The organism is Pseudoalteromonas sp. S1727 (assembly GCF_005886375.1).
GTDB lineage: Bacteria > Pseudomonadota > Gammaproteobacteria > Enterobacterales > Alteromonadaceae > Pseudoalteromonas > Pseudoalteromonas haloplanktis.
The window spans coordinates 1-14,997 of record NZ_PNDT01000015.1; the positions used below are offsets into that span (position 1 = coordinate 1).

Sequence of the window (14,997 nt, forward strand, 5' to 3'; positions counted from 1 at the left end):
CCAAGACGGTGAGTTATCAAAAGAAGAATTTTCAAAAGCTTAATGGTGCTGAACCTAGCTTGCATAAAATGCTGCTCAGTTCTGAGTGCCCAAGACACCTAAATAGGCAAGGAGCCTATTAAAAAGAATAACAAGGACAGTGTGAGTAGCGAAAACATGAGTAATTTTTTTGATAGTACATTGAAGGAACAGATTATGAATACATTAAATAAAACATTAGCACTTATTGCATTAGCATCTTCTTCCGCAGCTTTTGCTGGCACTGACTTTGATACTTTAGATGTTGATGGTAGCGGCACAATTAGTCAAAGCGAAGCGGCTGTTGATGCCAAGCTGATGAGCCAATTTGCTGAATTAGATACTGACCAAGACGGTGAGTTATCGAAAGAAGAATTTTCAAAAGCGTAATTTCAGTTTCCACAAACAGGGATCTCTGAAAAGGATTTCTCTCACTTTAAATTATTAGGAATAACACTATGAAACATATTAATACAACACTTGCAATTATTGCCCTAGCGGCTTCATCTACTGCGTTTGCGGCAGTTAGCTTTGATACTTTTGATACCGATGGTGATGGTGTGATAAGCCAAAAAGAAGCGTCGGTTAATGCACAGCTAGTTGAAATCTTTTCTGATTTAGACACTGATAGCAACGGTGAATTATCAAAAGAAGAGTTTGCCAAAGTACAATAAACAGATAGAAATATACTCCTACACAAAAAAGCAGCTTCATTAAGCTGCTTTTTTTATTTAATTTTGAACGCGTCTGGTTACAAACTGTAGTCAAACTGCAAAGAGAATTTCCGCGGACTGCCGTAACGATATTGGTTGTAAAAACCGATTTGGTTGTAGTACGTTTTATCAAATAAGTTATCAACATTTAAGCTCACGGCCATTTGCTGATTGATTTGGTAGCTAGCCATTAAACTGGCCACTCCATAGGCTTGTTGTTCAACTTCAACTGTGCCCAGTACAGGGTTGCTTACCTCATCATAGCTGCGACTTTGCCAGCGATAACCTCCGCCAATTTTCACTCCTTGTAAGCTATCACTTAGTTGATAACTAGTGAATAATTTAAACTGATCTTTTGGGTTGGTGGTATTTAAAGGTGTACCATCGGGGTTTTCACCTTCACTGCGGGTATATCCAAAGTATGCATTCCATACATCACTAATTGCCCCATTGAGCTCGAACTCAAAGCCATCTGTGACTGTGCCATCAATAGGTTGATAAATTGCTTGTAAAGTATCTGGAATGGTTTCACCCGTATATTCCCCCCAATTGTCTTGATGAATTTCAAAACCAGACAATGAGATATCTAAACGCTCATTTAATAATGAAGCCTTGATTCCCACTTCGTAATTTTTACCTTGAATTGGCGCTAAGTAATTACCATTTTCGTCAACTCGGCTTTGCGGTGTAAATATATCTGTGTAATTTGCATATAGCGCCCAATTTTGATTTATAGCGTAGGTAGTGCCTAGGTAATTAGTTAGTTCATTATCTAACTTATAATCATGAACGCTACCAAAGTTATCTTGCGACGTTTGCCATTGGTTTAAGCGGCTACCTAAAATTACCGATAAATCATTGGTTAAGTTAAGTTGAGTGGCAAAATAAAGCGCACTCTGTTGTGTGGTGCCGTATGAGCCATAAGCAGGCGCCGCTTGCCAGGTTGGCTTTGGGTAGTCGTAATCTGGTGCGCTAAAGTCGCCGATAATAGTGGCATTTTCTTGAGCAGGAAAGTACGGCGTTGAGAAATCTTGCTCTTGGTCATTATAGCCAACAAGTATTTGATGGTTTTGCCCAAACCAATTAAATCGACCCGATAACTCTATTTCATAGGTACGTTGAATGCGGTTTGCATCAATATAATTTAACGAGCCTGGAACCATACCTATATTAGTTTGTGGATCTGGGTGTCCGGTTGCCCAAAACACATCATACTCTAAGTCGTTATTTCCATAGATATAGCTTGCGCTTAACTGCCAATTACTATTGAAATAATGCTCAACTTTGATAAAGCTATTTAATGCTTTTGTTTTAGATGATGACCAGCTTGGGGCGGTCGATGTTTCTCTGGCATAGTTGGTACGGCTGCCATCGCTATAAAAAATAGGTAAACCGCCGGACATAGTGCCTTTTGGAGTAGTTGTTTGCGTATCTAGGGCAAAGGTCAGCAAGGTATTATCGGTGACATCTGCTTCAACAATGCCATATAAAGTACTACGACTTTGCGAGAATCGATCTTGGTACGATTGCTGATCTTGGTAGGCTGCAACAGCTCGTCCACGGACACTTTCGCTGTCATTTAAGCTACCAGAGATGTCAACTACGCCACGATAGTTTTGCCAAGATCCCACGGATGCACTGAGTTTTACTTGATTATGGACTGTAGGGCGTTTGCGTATTAAATTAATTGCAGCAGATGGGTTACCCGCACCAAGCATTAACCCTGTTGCGCCGCGAACAACTTCAATACGTTCATATATCGCTGTATCTGTTAGGTTATCGCCGTAATTGAAACGGGTATCGTAAGTTGTTGCGATACCATCATATAAAATACTTGTGACACTAATACCACGCGCTGAAATTGAAAACTTTCCATTGTCGGCTTCTCTGGCGTTGATGCCTGTTACACTGGTGATAGCTTCTATAGCGCTAGTGAGTTGTTGATCAGCCATAAATTCACTGGTGATTGCAATCGCTGATTGCGGTGTTTGCAAGTGACTGAGATCGAGACCGGTAGCTGAGTTCATTGAACTAACTTTATAACCATTATCTTGCTCGCCAACAATGGTGAGCTTTTCAATATCTTTTTTAGCTTCAGCATTTGCGTTAGTGGCTAGTCCACACAAAAGAATACTAATAACGCTGCAGTATGTAACGCGAAGAGACGTGTTTAAAGCTGGGTACATCATCTTAGGAAATCCATTTAATGTTAAAGAAGGTGAAATTAACTTTTCACAGAAGTTGGTGCTTGATTATCAAACAGCGAGGAGGGTAATGGATTTAGGTACTAAAGTAAACGCTTTTGAGATTGATTTCTATTTACATTGGTTTGTTGTGAAAATTCACCTTTCGATACAGTCGCTTTGTTTCGAAAGGTAAGTTTTAGAGGAAAATAGCGCTAACTTGGAATAGTTTTTCAACGACATTGATATGTTTTTTATCGATCAAAAACATAATAACGTGATCGCCAGAGTGGATCACCGTGTCATCATGCGCAATTAACACATCATCGTTACGAACAATCGCGCCAATCGTAGTACCTGCTGGCAACTTAATATCAGCAATTGCGCGACCTACTACTTTTGAGGTGTGTTCATCGCCATGAGCCACCGCTTCAATGGCTTCTGCTGCGCCTTTACGTAATGAATATACATTAACAATATCACCGCGACGAACATGGGTAAGTAAGGCTGAAATCGTGGCTTGTTGTGGTGAAATGGCAATATCAATTTCGCCACCCTGTACTAAATCAACGTAAGCGCCACGCTGTATTAACACCATGGTTTTTTGCGCGCCCATACGTTTAGCGAGCATGGCTGACATGATATTAGCTTCATCATCATTGGTTACCGCGATGAACACATCAACCTGCTCGATATGCTCTTCAGATAACAACTCTTGATCAGAGGCATCACCACAAAATACCACCGTATTATCAAGCATTTCTGAAAGTTGCTCGGCACGCTCTTTATTACGCTCAAGCAACTTTACACTGTGATTTTTTTCCAAAGAGTGTGCAAGCCCCGCACCGATGTTACCACCACCTGCAATCATAATCTTTTTGTATGAACGCTCTAGCTTTTGTAGTTCGTTCATTACAGCACGAATATGTTTCGTCGCCGCAAGGAAGAACACTTCATCATCTGCTTCGATGACCGTTGTGCCCAATGGCTTGATGGCTTTACCTTGGCGGTAAATCGCAGCAACACGGGTTTCAACATTGGGTATATGCTCTTTTAATGCTGACAGTGCATAACCTACCAACAAGCCCCCGTAGTAGGCTTTTACGGCCACAAGCGAAAGCATGCCATCGCCGAACTCTAATACTTGTAATGCTCCCGGATAATCAATTAAACGTCGAATATACTTGGTCACCAATTGCTCAGGCGCAATGTAGTGATCAACTGGTAAGTCGTCGTTTTGAAAGAGCTTTTCGCGATACTTTAAGTATTGCTCCGAGCGAATTCGCGCAATTTTAGTCGGTGTATTAAAAATACTATACGCGACTTGGCAAGCGACCATGTTTACTTCATCTGAACTGGTCACTGCAATGATCATATCGGCGTCTTCCGCACCAGCGCGGCGTAATACATCAGGGTGCGCACTGTGACCAGTAACACCCTGTAGATCGTATTTATCTTGTAACTCACGTAACCGGTTACCATCAATATCTACAACCGTGATTTCGTTTTGTTCACCTACCAGGTTTTCTGCGAGTGTACCGCCTACTTGTCCTGCACCGAGTATGATTATTTTCATGGTTTACTAAACGCTTCTTATGAGTGTGTTTTTACAAGCTTGGCATAATAAAATCCGTCACTCTCACCAGGCAGTAACTGCAGCCCTGGGTTGTTTGGGGTATCGTTATCATGCAGCGGAATATGTTCGGCATCGCTATTATTTGCTAAAAACTTAGCGACTTGCTGCTGGTTTTCCTGTGGTAATACAGAGCAGGTTGCATACACTAATGTGCCGCCTGGTTTTAATAAAGGCCAAATACTATTTAAAATATCGCCTTGTAATGTTGCCAGATCATTAATATCAGACGCGCGACGTAGCCACTTTATATCTGGATGGCGACGAATGACGCCCGTTGCAGAGCAGGGCACATCCAGCAAGATACGGTCAAAATGACGTTCATCCCACCATTTATGAGGTTGTGACGCATCGGCACATTGTAAGTCGGCACCTAAACCTATACGTACCAAGTTTTGCTTAACACGTTCAAGTCGAGTGGCATCGCTATCGAGAGCGAGGACATCGGCATCAGCTAACTCTAATATATGACACGTTTTACCACCAGGCGCTGCACAGGCATCTAGAATATGTTCGTCTGCTTTTGGATCTAAAAAGCGTGCTGCAAGTTGTGCTGCAGCATCTTGTACTGAGCAAGCACCGGTGTCGAATTCAGGCAATGAGAATACATCACGTGGTTTATCAAGTTTAATACCGTCAGGAAAGTCAGGATTGAGCATGTGTGCAATATCATTAGCTGTGAGCATTTCGCTATATTCAGCAGTGCTATATTGCGCTTGGTTAACGCGCAACCACATTGGAGCTTGTTGCTGATTGGCCTCTAGCAGTGCCTGCCAATCATCAGGATAAGCCTCAGTGACTTGTTTGATAAACCAATTAGGGTGATTGTATAAACACACAGGAATTTGCTTGGCTTGTTCTTCTAGCTCTGCTTGTTGACGCTGAAAGCTACGTAAGATTGCGTTGATCAATCCTTTTAATCCTAATGCTCGCAGCTGTGCTAAGGCATTAACGGTTTCACTAATAGCTGCGTGCGGTGGGACGCGCATATGTTGAAGTTGGTAAATGCCCACATACAACAAAAACTGAAAAATACGGCGCTTCCCTTTGAGAGGTTGCTCAACTAAGTGTTGGCAGTAATTATCTAAGCTTGGTAAATAACGTAACACACCATAGCAAATTTGTTGCAAAAGGGCTTTATCTTTAGGCGGTAAACCTTGGCTTGCAAATGGTAACTCTTGATTGAGTGACGCGCCCTTATCAACCACGTTATATAAGATTTCGGCGGCCAGCGCCCTGACATTACTCATTATGTTCGCCTATTAGTGTGCCAGGGGTTACCCAGTCTGCTCGACCGTTTAAAAAGTCTGTAATGGCCATTGGCTTTTTGCCTTGTGGCTGTAGTTGGGTGATATTCAGCGCGTGAGTCCCGCAGGCAACCACAATACCGTGTTTATCACTTTGTAATACAGTGCCGGGAGTACCTTGTTGTTCAACCACATTTGCTTGGTAGATTTTAACCGTGTTGCCGCCCATTTGGGTAAAACATACTGGCCAAGGATTGAATGCGCGAATATTACGCTCTATTTGTAGCGCATCCATAGCCCAGTCGATATTTGCTTCTTCTTTAGATAGCTTTTTAGCGTAATTAGCCTGTTCATCATCTTGTACTTGCGGGGTAATTTCGCCATTGACCAATTTAGTGATGGTGTCGATTAGTGACTTTGGGCCTAGTTCGGCAAGTTTGCTGTACAAACTTGCACTTGTTTCAGTTGCTTCAATAGGGCAGCGGCTGATATGTAGCATGTCGCCAGTATCTAAGCCTTCATCCATTTGCATTATTGTAACGCCTGTTTCTTCATCACCCGCCCAAATTGCGCGTTGAATTGGCGCAGCTCCACGCCAGCGCGGTAAAATTGAGCCATGCACATTTAAGCAACCAAGACGCGGCGCTTCTAAAATAGCTTTTGGTAGTAATAGACCATAAGCGACTACAATCATAATGTCGGCATTTAAGCTGCTTAATTCACTGAGAGCGTCGTCGCTTTTTAATGACGCAGGTTGAAAAACAGGTAAGTCGTGCTGTAAAGCCAGTTCTTTGACCTCACTGGCTTTTAGTTTTTTACCGCGGCCAGCGGGGCGATCTGGTTGGCTGTAAACGCCCACTATTTGATGTTCAGAATCAATTAGAGCTTGTAAATGGCGCGCAGCAAAATCGGGCGTACCGGCAAAAATAATGCGTAATGGTTGTGTCACTGAGTTTTCCTAAGGTGCTTATTACTGTGCTGCAAATTTAGCTTCTTTTTCAAGCTTTTTACGAATACGTTGGCGCTTTAGCGGCGATAAATAATCGATAAATAATTTGCCTTTTAAGTGATCTAATTCATGTTGAATACAAATCGCTAGCAGCTCATCGGCATCTAAGCTGAATTCTTCGCCTTGCTCGTTTAGCGCGGTCACTGTAACGGTTTCTGCGCGGTCAACTTTTGCATAAGAGTGCGGTACTGATAAACAACCTTCTTCACTCACAGTTTTACCATCTTGTTTAATGATAGTTGGATTGATCAGCACTAACGGCTCATTACGCTCTTCAGAGACATCAATGACCACTATACGTTGATGAATATCGACTTGTGTGGCAGCCAACCCAATGCCGTTTTCATCATACATAGTCTCCAGCATGTCTTTAACAATTTCGCGAACTTGATCGTCAACTGCAGTGACTTCTTTTGCTATAGTACGTAAACGCTCATCTGGAAATCTTAAAACTTCTAACCTAGCCATAGTAACCTTTTTCACTTGTGCTTAATTTAGGGTATTGTATGCTCTTATTTTAGCCATTCGCGTTCACCTTTAACAGGTTTTGGTCGATAATAATGAAAAAACACTACAAGGAAGCTCAATGAAATACCCATTATTTGCGGCAATGTTAGCATTTAGTGCTACTTTTCCATCATTAGCTGATGTATTAACAATAAAAAAAGATGCGCCTAAACAATACGTTGTAAAAAAAGGCGATACGTTATGGGATATTTCAGGCATTTATTTGGAGCAGCCGTGGCAATGGCCTGAGCTTTGGCAAATGAACCCGCAAATTAATAATCCACACCTGATTTATCCAGGCGATGCTTTGTCTTTGATCTATGATGAGCATGGTAATCCGCGTTTGGTGGTAAACTCGGGCTATAAAAAGCTTTCTCCACATGGGCGTATTACGCCAAAAGGTAAAAATGCGGTTCCTACGCTCCCACTGGAATTATTACGACCTTACCTAACCTACGAGCAAGCAATTGATGCAAAAGAAATTGCAGAAAAACCGTATATTCTTGGCGCGAATGTGAATACTAAAATGAACACCGAAGGGCACATTGTTTACGTTAAAGGTGATTTAGAGCTTTACGAATCGTACGCTATTTACCGTAAAGGCCAAGAGTTTATTGATCCCAACACCAATGAAGTACTCGCCAATAATACGCAATTGGTGGCTGTAGGTCGGGTATTTAGAAAGGGGGATGTTGCTAACGGTGTACCTGCTTCAGTTAAACTTGAACAGGTAAAGCAAGAAATTAAACCAGCTGATTTTTTAATGCCGGCAATGGATGGTCAATTATTGCCAGCTTATTTTAATATCCATCGTCCTGATCAACCTGTAGACGGAATAATCATTTCATCAGTTAGTGGTTTGCGAGAATTCAGCACAATGGACATTGTAGTGCTAAACTTAGGGTCAGAGCAGGCAATTAAAGAAGGTCACATTTTAGATATTGAGCGTCAATCACCAACGGTTTTTGATGGTCGAAATGGTCCTCGCTATAAAGAAGATTCGAATAGTCTTGAGAAATTAGTGACTAAAACCAACGAATTTTTTGGCGCTGAACCGGATGAAGACACTAAAGTGTGGCATATGCCAAAAGAAAAAGTCGGTGAGCTAATGGTATTTAAAGTTTATAACAATGTTAGCTACGCTTTAATCGTAAAAAACCAGCACCCAATCCGAGTCGGTGATTTTGCAGTAATAAATTAATGCAGGTTTGTGTGCTCTAAGGAGAGAGCATGAAAGATTCATCAGGCAAGTTAACAGATTGGCTTGCCTTTTATTTATGCAAAGGTTTGGGGGTCAAAACCCTACTCGCATTATCGCAAACGCAGCCGCTTGAAAGCCTATTCAAGCTGACACACAAGCAGCTCACAGAATGCGGCCTAAGCCCTCAGGTTGCCAGCAGTTTATTAGCAACTGATTGGCGCCAAGTAGAGCATTACCACACATTAATTAAGCAAGCACAGATAACCGCAATTAATTACTTTGATCCTCTCTATCCTCCTTTATTAAAAGAAATCGCCAGCGCGCCTTTATTATTGTTTTGTCGTGGTAACTTAGCGTTATTGAGTAGCCCGCAGATCGCGATTGTTGGAAGTCGTAATGCGACGCCCACCGGGCTGGAAATTGCAGCTGAATTTGCCCATCAACTGACATTAGCTGGACTCACGGTTACTTCTGGGATGGCGCTTGGCATTGATGGTGCAGCTCATAAAGGTGCGCTGGCAGGGAGCGGTAATACGATAGCTGTGTTAGGTACTGGTGTGGATGTTCATTATCCGAAACGGCATAAACTACTGACGGAGCAAGTTTGTGAGCATGGGTTGTTAGTCAGTGAGTTTTTACCCGGTACGGCTGCTAATGCCAATAACTTCCCTCGGCGTAACCGTATAATATCTGGTTTATCACTTGGGGTGTTAATTGTTGAGGCGCAAATTAAAAGTGGTTCGTTGATTACGGTGCGCTATGCGCTGGAACAAAATAAAGAAGTGTTTGCGGTGCCGGGTTCAATTAAAAACCCACTCTCTGAAGCCAGTCACTTTTTAATTAAGCAAGGAGCAAAGTTAGTTGAAAATGTCAGTGATATTCTTGATGAAGTAAGCTTTTTTTGTGAAAGCAGTCTATATAATATAGAGGAGTTGAAAGATGATGAAGCTGCCTGTCGAGTGCTAAGCAGTGTTGGTTATGAAGTGACAGCGGTAGACTTAATAGCCCAACGTAGCCAATGGTCAATAGATAAAGTACAAGCTCGTTTGCTTGATCTTGAGTTAGCAGATAAAGTAGAACGTGTATTAGATGGCTATATTAGAATTCGATAAGCTTTAGTTTTAGAGTGCAAGCTTGGAGGAAGTAACATGTTCGATATCCTCATGTATTTGTTTGAAAACTATATTCACAGTGAAGCAGAAGTCTTTGTTGAGCACAACGAACTCACCGATGAGTTGCTGCGGGCCGGTTTTAATAAGCCCGAAATATACAAAGCACTTGATTGGCTAGAACAGCTTGCTGATTTACAGCACAGTGATGAATTCCCTTATCTAAATGCTCACCCACATCATGCCGTACGTATTTTTACCGACAGCGAATGCCAGATGCTCAGTACGGAATGTCGCGGCTTTTTAATGTTTGTTGAGCAAGTTGGGGTGATCAATAGCGCCACCCGTGAAATGGTGATGGATCGTTTATTTGCGTTAGACAAGCCTTTCATCTCTCTCGATGATCTTAAATGGGTTGTACTTATGGTGTTGTTTAATGTGCCAGGATCAGAGCAAGCTTATGCACAAATGGAAGAGCTCATTTTTGATGAGCCAGCAGAAGTATTACATTAACTTGTATCTTTAATTAGTTTGGGTATATTAGGCGAAAATTAGCCAGCTGCTTAGGAAACACATGAGTAAAATTGATCAATCTCTTTTCTCTGCAAACCAACATGCCTTAGAAAAAGAATACGAAGTGTGCCCTAAATGTGGGTCAGAACTTGTAATTCGCAATAGTAAGTCGGGCCCTTTTCTTGGTTGTGCTAGTTACCCTAAGTGTGATTTTATTCGCTCGCTCGCTCAGCATGATAATCACCAAATTAAAGTGCTTGAGGACAGCCCATGCCCAGTATGCGGCAATCCATTAGTTGTTAAAAATGGCCGCTATGGCATGTTTATCGGCTGCACGGATTATCCCAATTGTCATTATATTGCTCATGATGAACCCGAGCCTAATCAAGAGGCCTTGCCAACTTGCCCGAAATGTGAAAAAGGCCAGTTGGTCGCACGTAGCAATAAATTTGGTAAAACCTTTTATTCATGCAACAGCTATCCAAGTTGCAAATATACATTGAATTTTAAACCTGTTGCCCACACTTGCCCTGCATGTCAGTGGCCAGTGATGATGCAAAAGCAAATGACTAACAGTGTTGTGTTACAATGCCCACAGAAAAGTTGTTCGCATAAATTCACTGTCGAGCAATAATTACCCGCTTATATTTTTAGTATTGGAGATTTTTTGTGACTGATTCAACTTCAGTTCCTTTAACTGCCGTTGCTGCACTAGAGCAAGGTGGCGTTATTGTTTATCCAACCGAAGCCGTTTATGGTTTAGGTTGCGATCCAGATAACCAACAAGCGGTAGAACGCTTATTGGCAATAAAACAGCGTCCAGTAGAAAAAGGCCTCATTTTAATTGCAGATAACTACGGGCAATTATTAAAGTACGTTGATGATGCAAAAATTCCTATGGATAAGCGTGCTGATATTTTTTCGCAGTGGCCGGGTGCGATAACTTGGGTGATGCCTGCAGCTAAAAACACACCCAAATGGCTAACCGGCCAGTTTGATACCATTGCTGTTCGTGTTACAAACCATCCAACAGTCAAGCAGTTATGCCAACAGTTTGGCAAGCCGCTAGTTTCTACCAGTGCGAATCTATCAGGCCAAGATACCGTGACCAGCATTGCAATGGCGAAAACAGAATTTGACCAACAAGTGGCGTTTTATGTTGACGAAGCGCTTGGCGGTAACACCCAACCAAGCACTATAAAAGATGCTATGACTGGCAAAGTATTTAGAGGATAAACATGCACAGTAATTTACTCGAACAAGTAAAAAGCTACCTAATGGCTTTGCAAGATACAATTTGCCAAGGTTTAGAGCAGGCTGACGGGCAAGCCCAATTTGTCGAAGATAGCTGGCAACGTGCTGAAGGGGGCGGTGGTCGCACTCGCGTGATTCGTGATGGCAATGTTATCGAGCAAGGCGGTGTTAATTATTCTCACGTGTTTGGTGCATCAATGCCAGCATCAGCGACAGCGCATAGGCCAGAGCTCGCAGGGCGTAGTTTTCATGCTTGTGGCGTATCTTTGGTTATTCATCCAAAAAATCCGCACATTCCAACAAGTCACGCCAATGTACGCTTCTTTATTGCTGAAAAAGAAGGTGAACAGCCTATTTGGTGGTTTGGTGGCGGTTTTGACTTAACACCATTTTATCCCGTGTTTGACGATGTTAAACACTGGCACCAAGTTGCTCATGATCTTTGTGCGCCGTTTGGTGATGACGTATACCCGAAATATAAAAAATGGTGCGACGAGTATTTTTATATTAAACATCGTGATGAAACCCGTGGAGTAGGTGGCTTGTTCTTTGATGATTTAAATGAGCAAGGGTTTGAAAAGAGTTTTGCCTTTATGCAAGCTGTAGGTAATGGTTTTTTAGATGCATATTTACCAATTATTGAATGCCGTAAAGACACCCCAATTACACAGCAACAGCGGGACTTTCAATTGTATCGTCGTGGCCGTTATGTTGAGTTTAATCTAGTGTGGGACCGTGGTACCTTGTTTGGCTTACAAACAGGAGGGCGCACAGAATCAATTTTAATGTCGATGCCACCACTTGCTCGTTGGGAATATAATTATGTTCCTGCTGCTGATAGCGCTGAAGCACAATTATACCAATATTACTTACGCCCCCAAGATTGGCTAAGTGCAGAGCCAAGTAACTTAATTGTCAGAGAGTGGCAGTTATAAATTGCAAAGGCGCTGAGAATGCGCCTTTTGCTTAACCTGAATTTTGCTGTTTAATGTTGGTTAATCATATGGCTAGCAAGCTGTTCAAGTGATTTACGTAGCCCTTCGCGCAGTAATGGGTTATCAATTTCAATATCAAGCGCTTTATTCATACAGTACATCCATTGATCGCGTAAATCTTGATCGATCGGAAATGGCATATGGCGTTTACGCAGCATTGGGTGACCATATTTCTCAACAAATAAGTCAGGGCCACCTAACCAACCGGATAAAAATTCAAAAAATACTTGGCGTATACGATCTAATGGTTGAGGATGCATATCATATAACGGTTTGGCGTATTCATCGCTTGCCATAATATCGTAGAATCTATTGGCTAGGGCACGCGCACCTTGTTCACCGCCCATTATTTGATAGGGGGTATTTTCTGGCGTTGGCGCTTGTTGTGGTTCAGCTGGTTTCGATTTTGAGAAAAGTCGTCTAATCATAATTTTATCATCGTTAATTAACAGTGTTTACTGTACAAAGAGGTTGCTTGAACATGGACAAATATGCGGTTTTTGGAAACCCAATCGAACACTCAAAATCACCCGCAATACATACGCAATTTGCAGCCTCTTTAGGTGAACAAATCGACTACCGCGCAATATTAGCACCGATTGACGGTTTTAAAAAATCAGTCACAGACTTTTTTGTGCAGGGAGGCCTTGGAGCAAATGTGACGATGCCATTTAAAGAGCAAGCTTATGAATTGGTTGACGAGCGAACTGAGTTAGCGACCATTGTTGGTGCTGTAAACACAATAAAGCTACTAGATGATGGTCGTTTACTAGGTGATAACACCGATGGTGTTGGCTTTGTTAATGACTTATTGGCAAATAACGTTGAGCTTAAAGGTAAACGTATTTTATTAATTGGTGCTGGTGGTGCTGCTCGAGGTGTCGTGCTACCGCTATTAGCTCAGCAGCCTAGTGAAATTGTTATCGTAAACCGTACTGCGGCAAAAGCTAAAGCGCTTGCTGAATTATTTGCACAATATGGAAAAGTAACAGGCTACGGTTTAGATGATTTGCCAGTTGGTGATTACTCGCTAATTGTAAACTCTACATCTAGCAGCATGTTGGGTGAGTTACCTGCACTAAATAAAAAACACCTAAGCGGCTGTGACTGCGTTTATGATATGTTTTATTCACTAAAAAGCACCTTGTTTATGCAGTGGGCTCAGGATCATAAAGCTGATATTAACGTACTTGATGGTAGTGGGATGTTGGTTGGCCAAGCTGCACAAGCATTCTATGTATGGCGCAATAAAATGCCAGAGATATTACCTGTCGTAAGAGCGTTAAAAGCAGGGGAGCTCAAATGAATCAAGCCATCCAATTTATAGATAGAATTGAGTTTAATGAGCAAACTCAGCTATTAACTTTTTTCGCGCAGGTTAGCGGATTGATGGTTGAATGTATTATTGATACGCACAGCCTAGCCATTTCGGATAATGCAGCCGCAAAACTGTATTTTGAATCACTGCGTTTTGATTATGAAGAGCTTGCTGAGCAACTAATCGAAGATGAAGAGTATAACTCAGCAGGGCAAATTGAAATTAAAGCACTCAATTAGCCTTCTTCTAAGTACTCGTCTTTTAGCTCTACATAGTTATTCGCAGAGATCTTTAAAAAACTCAGTTCTTGCTCAGTTAACAGACGAGCTTGCTTTACAGGGCTACCAACATAAAGGTAGCCTGACTCTAAACGTTTATTTGGTGGCACTAATGAGCCACCGCCAATAATCACATTATCCTCGACAATAGCGTTATCCATTACAATGGCACCCATGCCTACTAATATACGGTTTCCTAAACGGCACCCGTGCAGCATTACCTTATGCCCTACGGTTACATCATCACCAATAATTAGTGGGTAGCCATCAGGATTACTTTTACTAGAACGTGTTAAATGTAATACGCTGCCATCTTGTATATTGGTACGCTCACCAATACGTATATAGTTAACATCTCCACGCGCTGCGACTAGAGGCCAAACACTACTGTTTGCGCCTAAAGTAATATCACCAACCAAAACAGCAGATTCATCTATATACACAGATTGATCAAAATTTGGAGTAACTCCTTTATAAGAACGGATAGTCATTTGAGTACCTAAAAATATTGAAGTAAGTAAAGTAGAGTGTATCAGCAGAGCCTATAAAATGGCCAGTGGGTAGTTAGGTTGCTTAGAAAAGTGTCGTTTTTGGTGTGTTTAGCTCGTAAAACAGACGAACAGCACTTTATTTGAAGTTTTCTTTAAAAAACGCTTGCGTTAAAATCTGTTCTCCCTATAATGCGACCCCACTGAGACGGCAGAGCAGGCAACGCTTAGCGAAGCAGCAGCTAATCAGTGAGTTGAGTAAAACTTGAGTTTAGATTTTTAATAAAGTTTAAAATTAAGTGTTGACAAAAAAATAGGAAAGCGTAACATGCGCAGCCCTAGCGAGATAAAGCCAAGCGCTTTAATCGCAACGTTCTTTAACAATATAAAGCAATCATCTGTGTGGGCACTCGTACAGATTGAGTTCTAACAGCAGATTCTAGTTCGCTAGATGACGCAAACAAATTTAGAGTCTCAATTGAACTGAGTGACCAACAGCAATAAATTTATTTATTGCAGCACAGTCAATTC

17 protein-coding genes are annotated in these 14,997 nt (G+C 41.8%); 10 read left to right on the forward strand and 7 right to left on the reverse strand.

The window, feature by feature from the left end; translation table 11 throughout:
- Positions 1-195 precede the first annotated feature (195 nt).
- Both CWB85_RS05115 and CWB85_RS05120 read left to right on the forward strand, forming a co-directional pair.
- A complete protein-coding gene (locus tag CWB85_RS05115) occupies positions 196-408 on the forward strand; it encodes an EF-hand domain-containing protein (RefSeq protein WP_016710401.1) in 213 nt (70 codons plus the stop codon).
- Between the two features lie 68 nt (positions 409-476).
- Positions 477-692, forward strand: coding sequence for an EF-hand domain-containing protein (locus tag CWB85_RS05120; RefSeq protein WP_016710400.1), 216 nt, complete (start codon positions 477-479; stop codon positions 690-692).
- Between the two features lie 77 nt (positions 693-769).
- Here CWB85_RS05120 and CWB85_RS05125 read toward each other — a convergent pair whose 3' ends face one another.
- The 5 genes from CWB85_RS05125 to def all read right to left on the reverse strand — a co-directional run bounded on the left by CWB85_RS05125 (position 770) and on the right by def (position 7,271).
- Positions 770-2,920 carry a TonB-dependent siderophore receptor gene (locus CWB85_RS05125; protein ID WP_016710399.1) on the reverse strand — a complete coding sequence of 717 codons (2,151 nt, stop codon included), beginning with the start codon at positions 2,918-2,920 and terminating at the stop codon, positions 770-772.
- 193 nt (positions 2,921-3,113) lie between these two features.
- Positions 3,114-4,490: a Trk system potassium transporter TrkA gene (gene trkA, locus CWB85_RS05130; protein WP_016710398.1), complete on the reverse strand. Its 1,377-nt coding sequence runs from the start codon at positions 4,488-4,490 to the stop codon at positions 3,114-3,116.
- A 17-nt stretch (positions 4,491-4,507) separates the two neighbouring features.
- Positions 4,508-5,797, reverse strand: coding sequence for a 16S rRNA (cytosine(967)-C(5))-methyltransferase RsmB (gene rsmB / locus CWB85_RS05135; protein WP_016710397.1), 1,290 nt, complete (start codon positions 5,795-5,797; stop codon positions 4,508-4,510).
- Positions 5,790-6,743, reverse strand: coding sequence for a methionyl-tRNA formyltransferase (gene fmt, locus CWB85_RS05140; protein ID WP_138554303.1), 954 nt, complete (start codon positions 6,741-6,743; stop codon positions 5,790-5,792). Before fmt ends, rsmB begins: the two co-directional genes overlap by 8 nt.
- Before the next feature lie 21 nt (positions 6,744-6,764).
- A complete protein-coding gene (def, locus tag CWB85_RS05145) occupies positions 6,765-7,271 on the reverse strand; it encodes a peptide deformylase (protein ID WP_016710395.1) in 507 nt (168 codons plus the stop codon).
- 118 nt (positions 7,272-7,389) lie between these two features.
- Here def and CWB85_RS05150 point away from each other — a divergent pair, with 118 nt between their 5' ends.
- The 6 genes from CWB85_RS05150 to hemF all read left to right on the forward strand — a co-directional run bounded on the left by CWB85_RS05150 (position 7,390) and on the right by hemF (position 12,322).
- Positions 7,390-8,511 (forward strand): LysM peptidoglycan-binding domain-containing protein, encoded by a 1,122-nt coding sequence (locus CWB85_RS05150; RefSeq protein ID WP_138554304.1) that lies wholly within the window; start codon positions 7,390-7,392, stop codon positions 8,509-8,511.
- A 29-nt stretch (positions 8,512-8,540) separates the two neighbouring features.
- Positions 8,541-9,623 (forward strand): DNA-processing protein DprA, encoded by a 1,083-nt coding sequence (gene dprA / locus CWB85_RS05155; protein WP_016710393.1) that lies wholly within the window; start codon positions 8,541-8,543, stop codon positions 9,621-9,623.
- Positions 9,624-9,659: 36 nt separating this feature from the next.
- Positions 9,660-10,133 (forward strand): DUF494 family protein, encoded by a 474-nt coding sequence (locus CWB85_RS05160; RefSeq protein WP_016710392.1) that lies wholly within the window; start codon positions 9,660-9,662, stop codon positions 10,131-10,133.
- Between the two features lie 61 nt (positions 10,134-10,194).
- Complete coding sequence (locus tag CWB85_RS05165) at positions 10,195-10,767, forward strand: DNA topoisomerase family protein (RefSeq protein ID WP_016710391.1); 573 nt, start codon at positions 10,195-10,197, stop codon at positions 10,765-10,767.
- Positions 10,768-10,802: 35 nt separating this feature from the next.
- Positions 10,803-11,369, forward strand: a complete 567-nt coding sequence (gene tsaC, locus CWB85_RS05170; protein ID WP_016710390.1) for an L-threonylcarbamoyladenylate synthase type 1 TsaC — start codon at positions 10,803-10,805, stop codon at positions 11,367-11,369.
- A gap of 2 nt (positions 11,370-11,371) precedes the next feature.
- Positions 11,372-12,322: an oxygen-dependent coproporphyrinogen oxidase gene (gene hemF, locus CWB85_RS05175; protein WP_138554305.1), complete on the forward strand. Its 951-nt coding sequence runs from the start codon at positions 11,372-11,374 to the stop codon at positions 12,320-12,322.
- Between the two features lie 50 nt (positions 12,323-12,372).
- On the opposite strand, the gene CWB85_RS05180 is transcribed toward hemF, so the two are convergent.
- Entirely contained in the window at positions 12,373-12,810 is a 438-nt protein-coding gene (locus CWB85_RS05180) for a group II truncated hemoglobin (protein WP_016710388.1), read from the reverse strand.
- Between the two features lie 53 nt (positions 12,811-12,863).
- On the opposite strand from CWB85_RS05180, the gene aroE reads away from it, so the two are divergent.
- Both aroE and CWB85_RS05190 read left to right on the forward strand, forming a co-directional pair.
- Entirely contained in the window at positions 12,864-13,688 is an 825-nt protein-coding gene (gene aroE, locus CWB85_RS05185; RefSeq protein WP_138554306.1) for a shikimate dehydrogenase, read from the forward strand.
- Positions 13,685-13,939 carry a DUF1488 family protein gene (locus tag CWB85_RS05190; protein WP_016710386.1) on the forward strand — a complete coding sequence of 85 codons (255 nt, stop codon included), beginning with the start codon at positions 13,685-13,687 and terminating at the stop codon, positions 13,937-13,939. Before aroE ends, CWB85_RS05190 begins: the two co-directional genes overlap by 4 nt.
- Here CWB85_RS05190 and CWB85_RS05195 read toward each other — a convergent pair.
- Positions 13,936-14,469 (reverse strand): gamma carbonic anhydrase family protein, encoded by a 534-nt coding sequence (locus CWB85_RS05195; RefSeq protein ID WP_016710385.1) that lies wholly within the window; start codon positions 14,467-14,469, stop codon positions 13,936-13,938. The two genes, CWB85_RS05190 and CWB85_RS05195, sit on opposite strands and share 4 nt — an antisense overlap.
- Between the last annotated feature and the right edge of the window lie 528 nt (positions 14,470-14,997).

Coding starts and splice junctions, on each gene's coding strand:
- CWB85_RS05115 (WP_016710401.1), top strand. CDS start 196: ATGAATACATTAAATAAAACATTAGCACTTATTGCATTAGCATCTTCT.
- CWB85_RS05120 (WP_016710400.1), top strand. CDS start 477: ATGAAACATATTAATACAACACTTGCAATTATTGCCCTAGCGGCTTCA.
- CWB85_RS05125 (WP_016710399.1), bottom strand. CDS start 2,920: ATGATGTACCCAGCTTTAAACACGTCTCTTCGCGTTACATACTGCAGC.
- trkA (WP_016710398.1), bottom strand. CDS start 4,490: ATGAAAATAATCATACTCGGTGCAGGACAAGTAGGCGGTACACTCGCA.
- rsmB (WP_016710397.1), bottom strand. CDS start 5,797: ATGAGTAATGTCAGGGCGCTGGCCGCCGAAATCTTATATAACGTGGTT.
- def (WP_016710395.1), bottom strand. CDS start 7,271: ATGGCTAGGTTAGAAGTTTTAAGATTTCCAGATGAGCGTTTACGTACT.
- CWB85_RS05150 (WP_138554304.1), top strand. CDS start 7,390: ATGAAATACCCATTATTTGCGGCAATGTTAGCATTTAGTGCTACTTTT.
- dprA (WP_016710393.1), top strand. CDS start 8,541: ATGAAAGATTCATCAGGCAAGTTAACAGATTGGCTTGCCTTTTATTTA.
- CWB85_RS05160 (WP_016710392.1), top strand. CDS start 9,660: ATGTTCGATATCCTCATGTATTTGTTTGAAAACTATATTCACAGTGAA.
- CWB85_RS05165 (WP_016710391.1), top strand. CDS start 10,195: ATGAGTAAAATTGATCAATCTCTTTTCTCTGCAAACCAACATGCCTTA.
- hemF (WP_138554305.1), top strand. CDS start 11,372: ATGCACAGTAATTTACTCGAACAAGTAAAAAGCTACCTAATGGCTTTG.
- CWB85_RS05180 (WP_016710388.1), bottom strand. CDS start 12,810: ATGATTAGACGACTTTTCTCAAAATCGAAACCAGCTGAACCACAACAA.
- aroE (WP_138554306.1), top strand. CDS start 12,864: ATGGACAAATATGCGGTTTTTGGAAACCCAATCGAACACTCAAAATCA.
- CWB85_RS05190 (WP_016710386.1), top strand. CDS start 13,685: ATGAATCAAGCCATCCAATTTATAGATAGAATTGAGTTTAATGAGCAA.
- CWB85_RS05195 (WP_016710385.1), bottom strand. CDS start 14,469: ATGACTATCCGTTCTTATAAAGGAGTTACTCCAAATTTTGATCAATCT.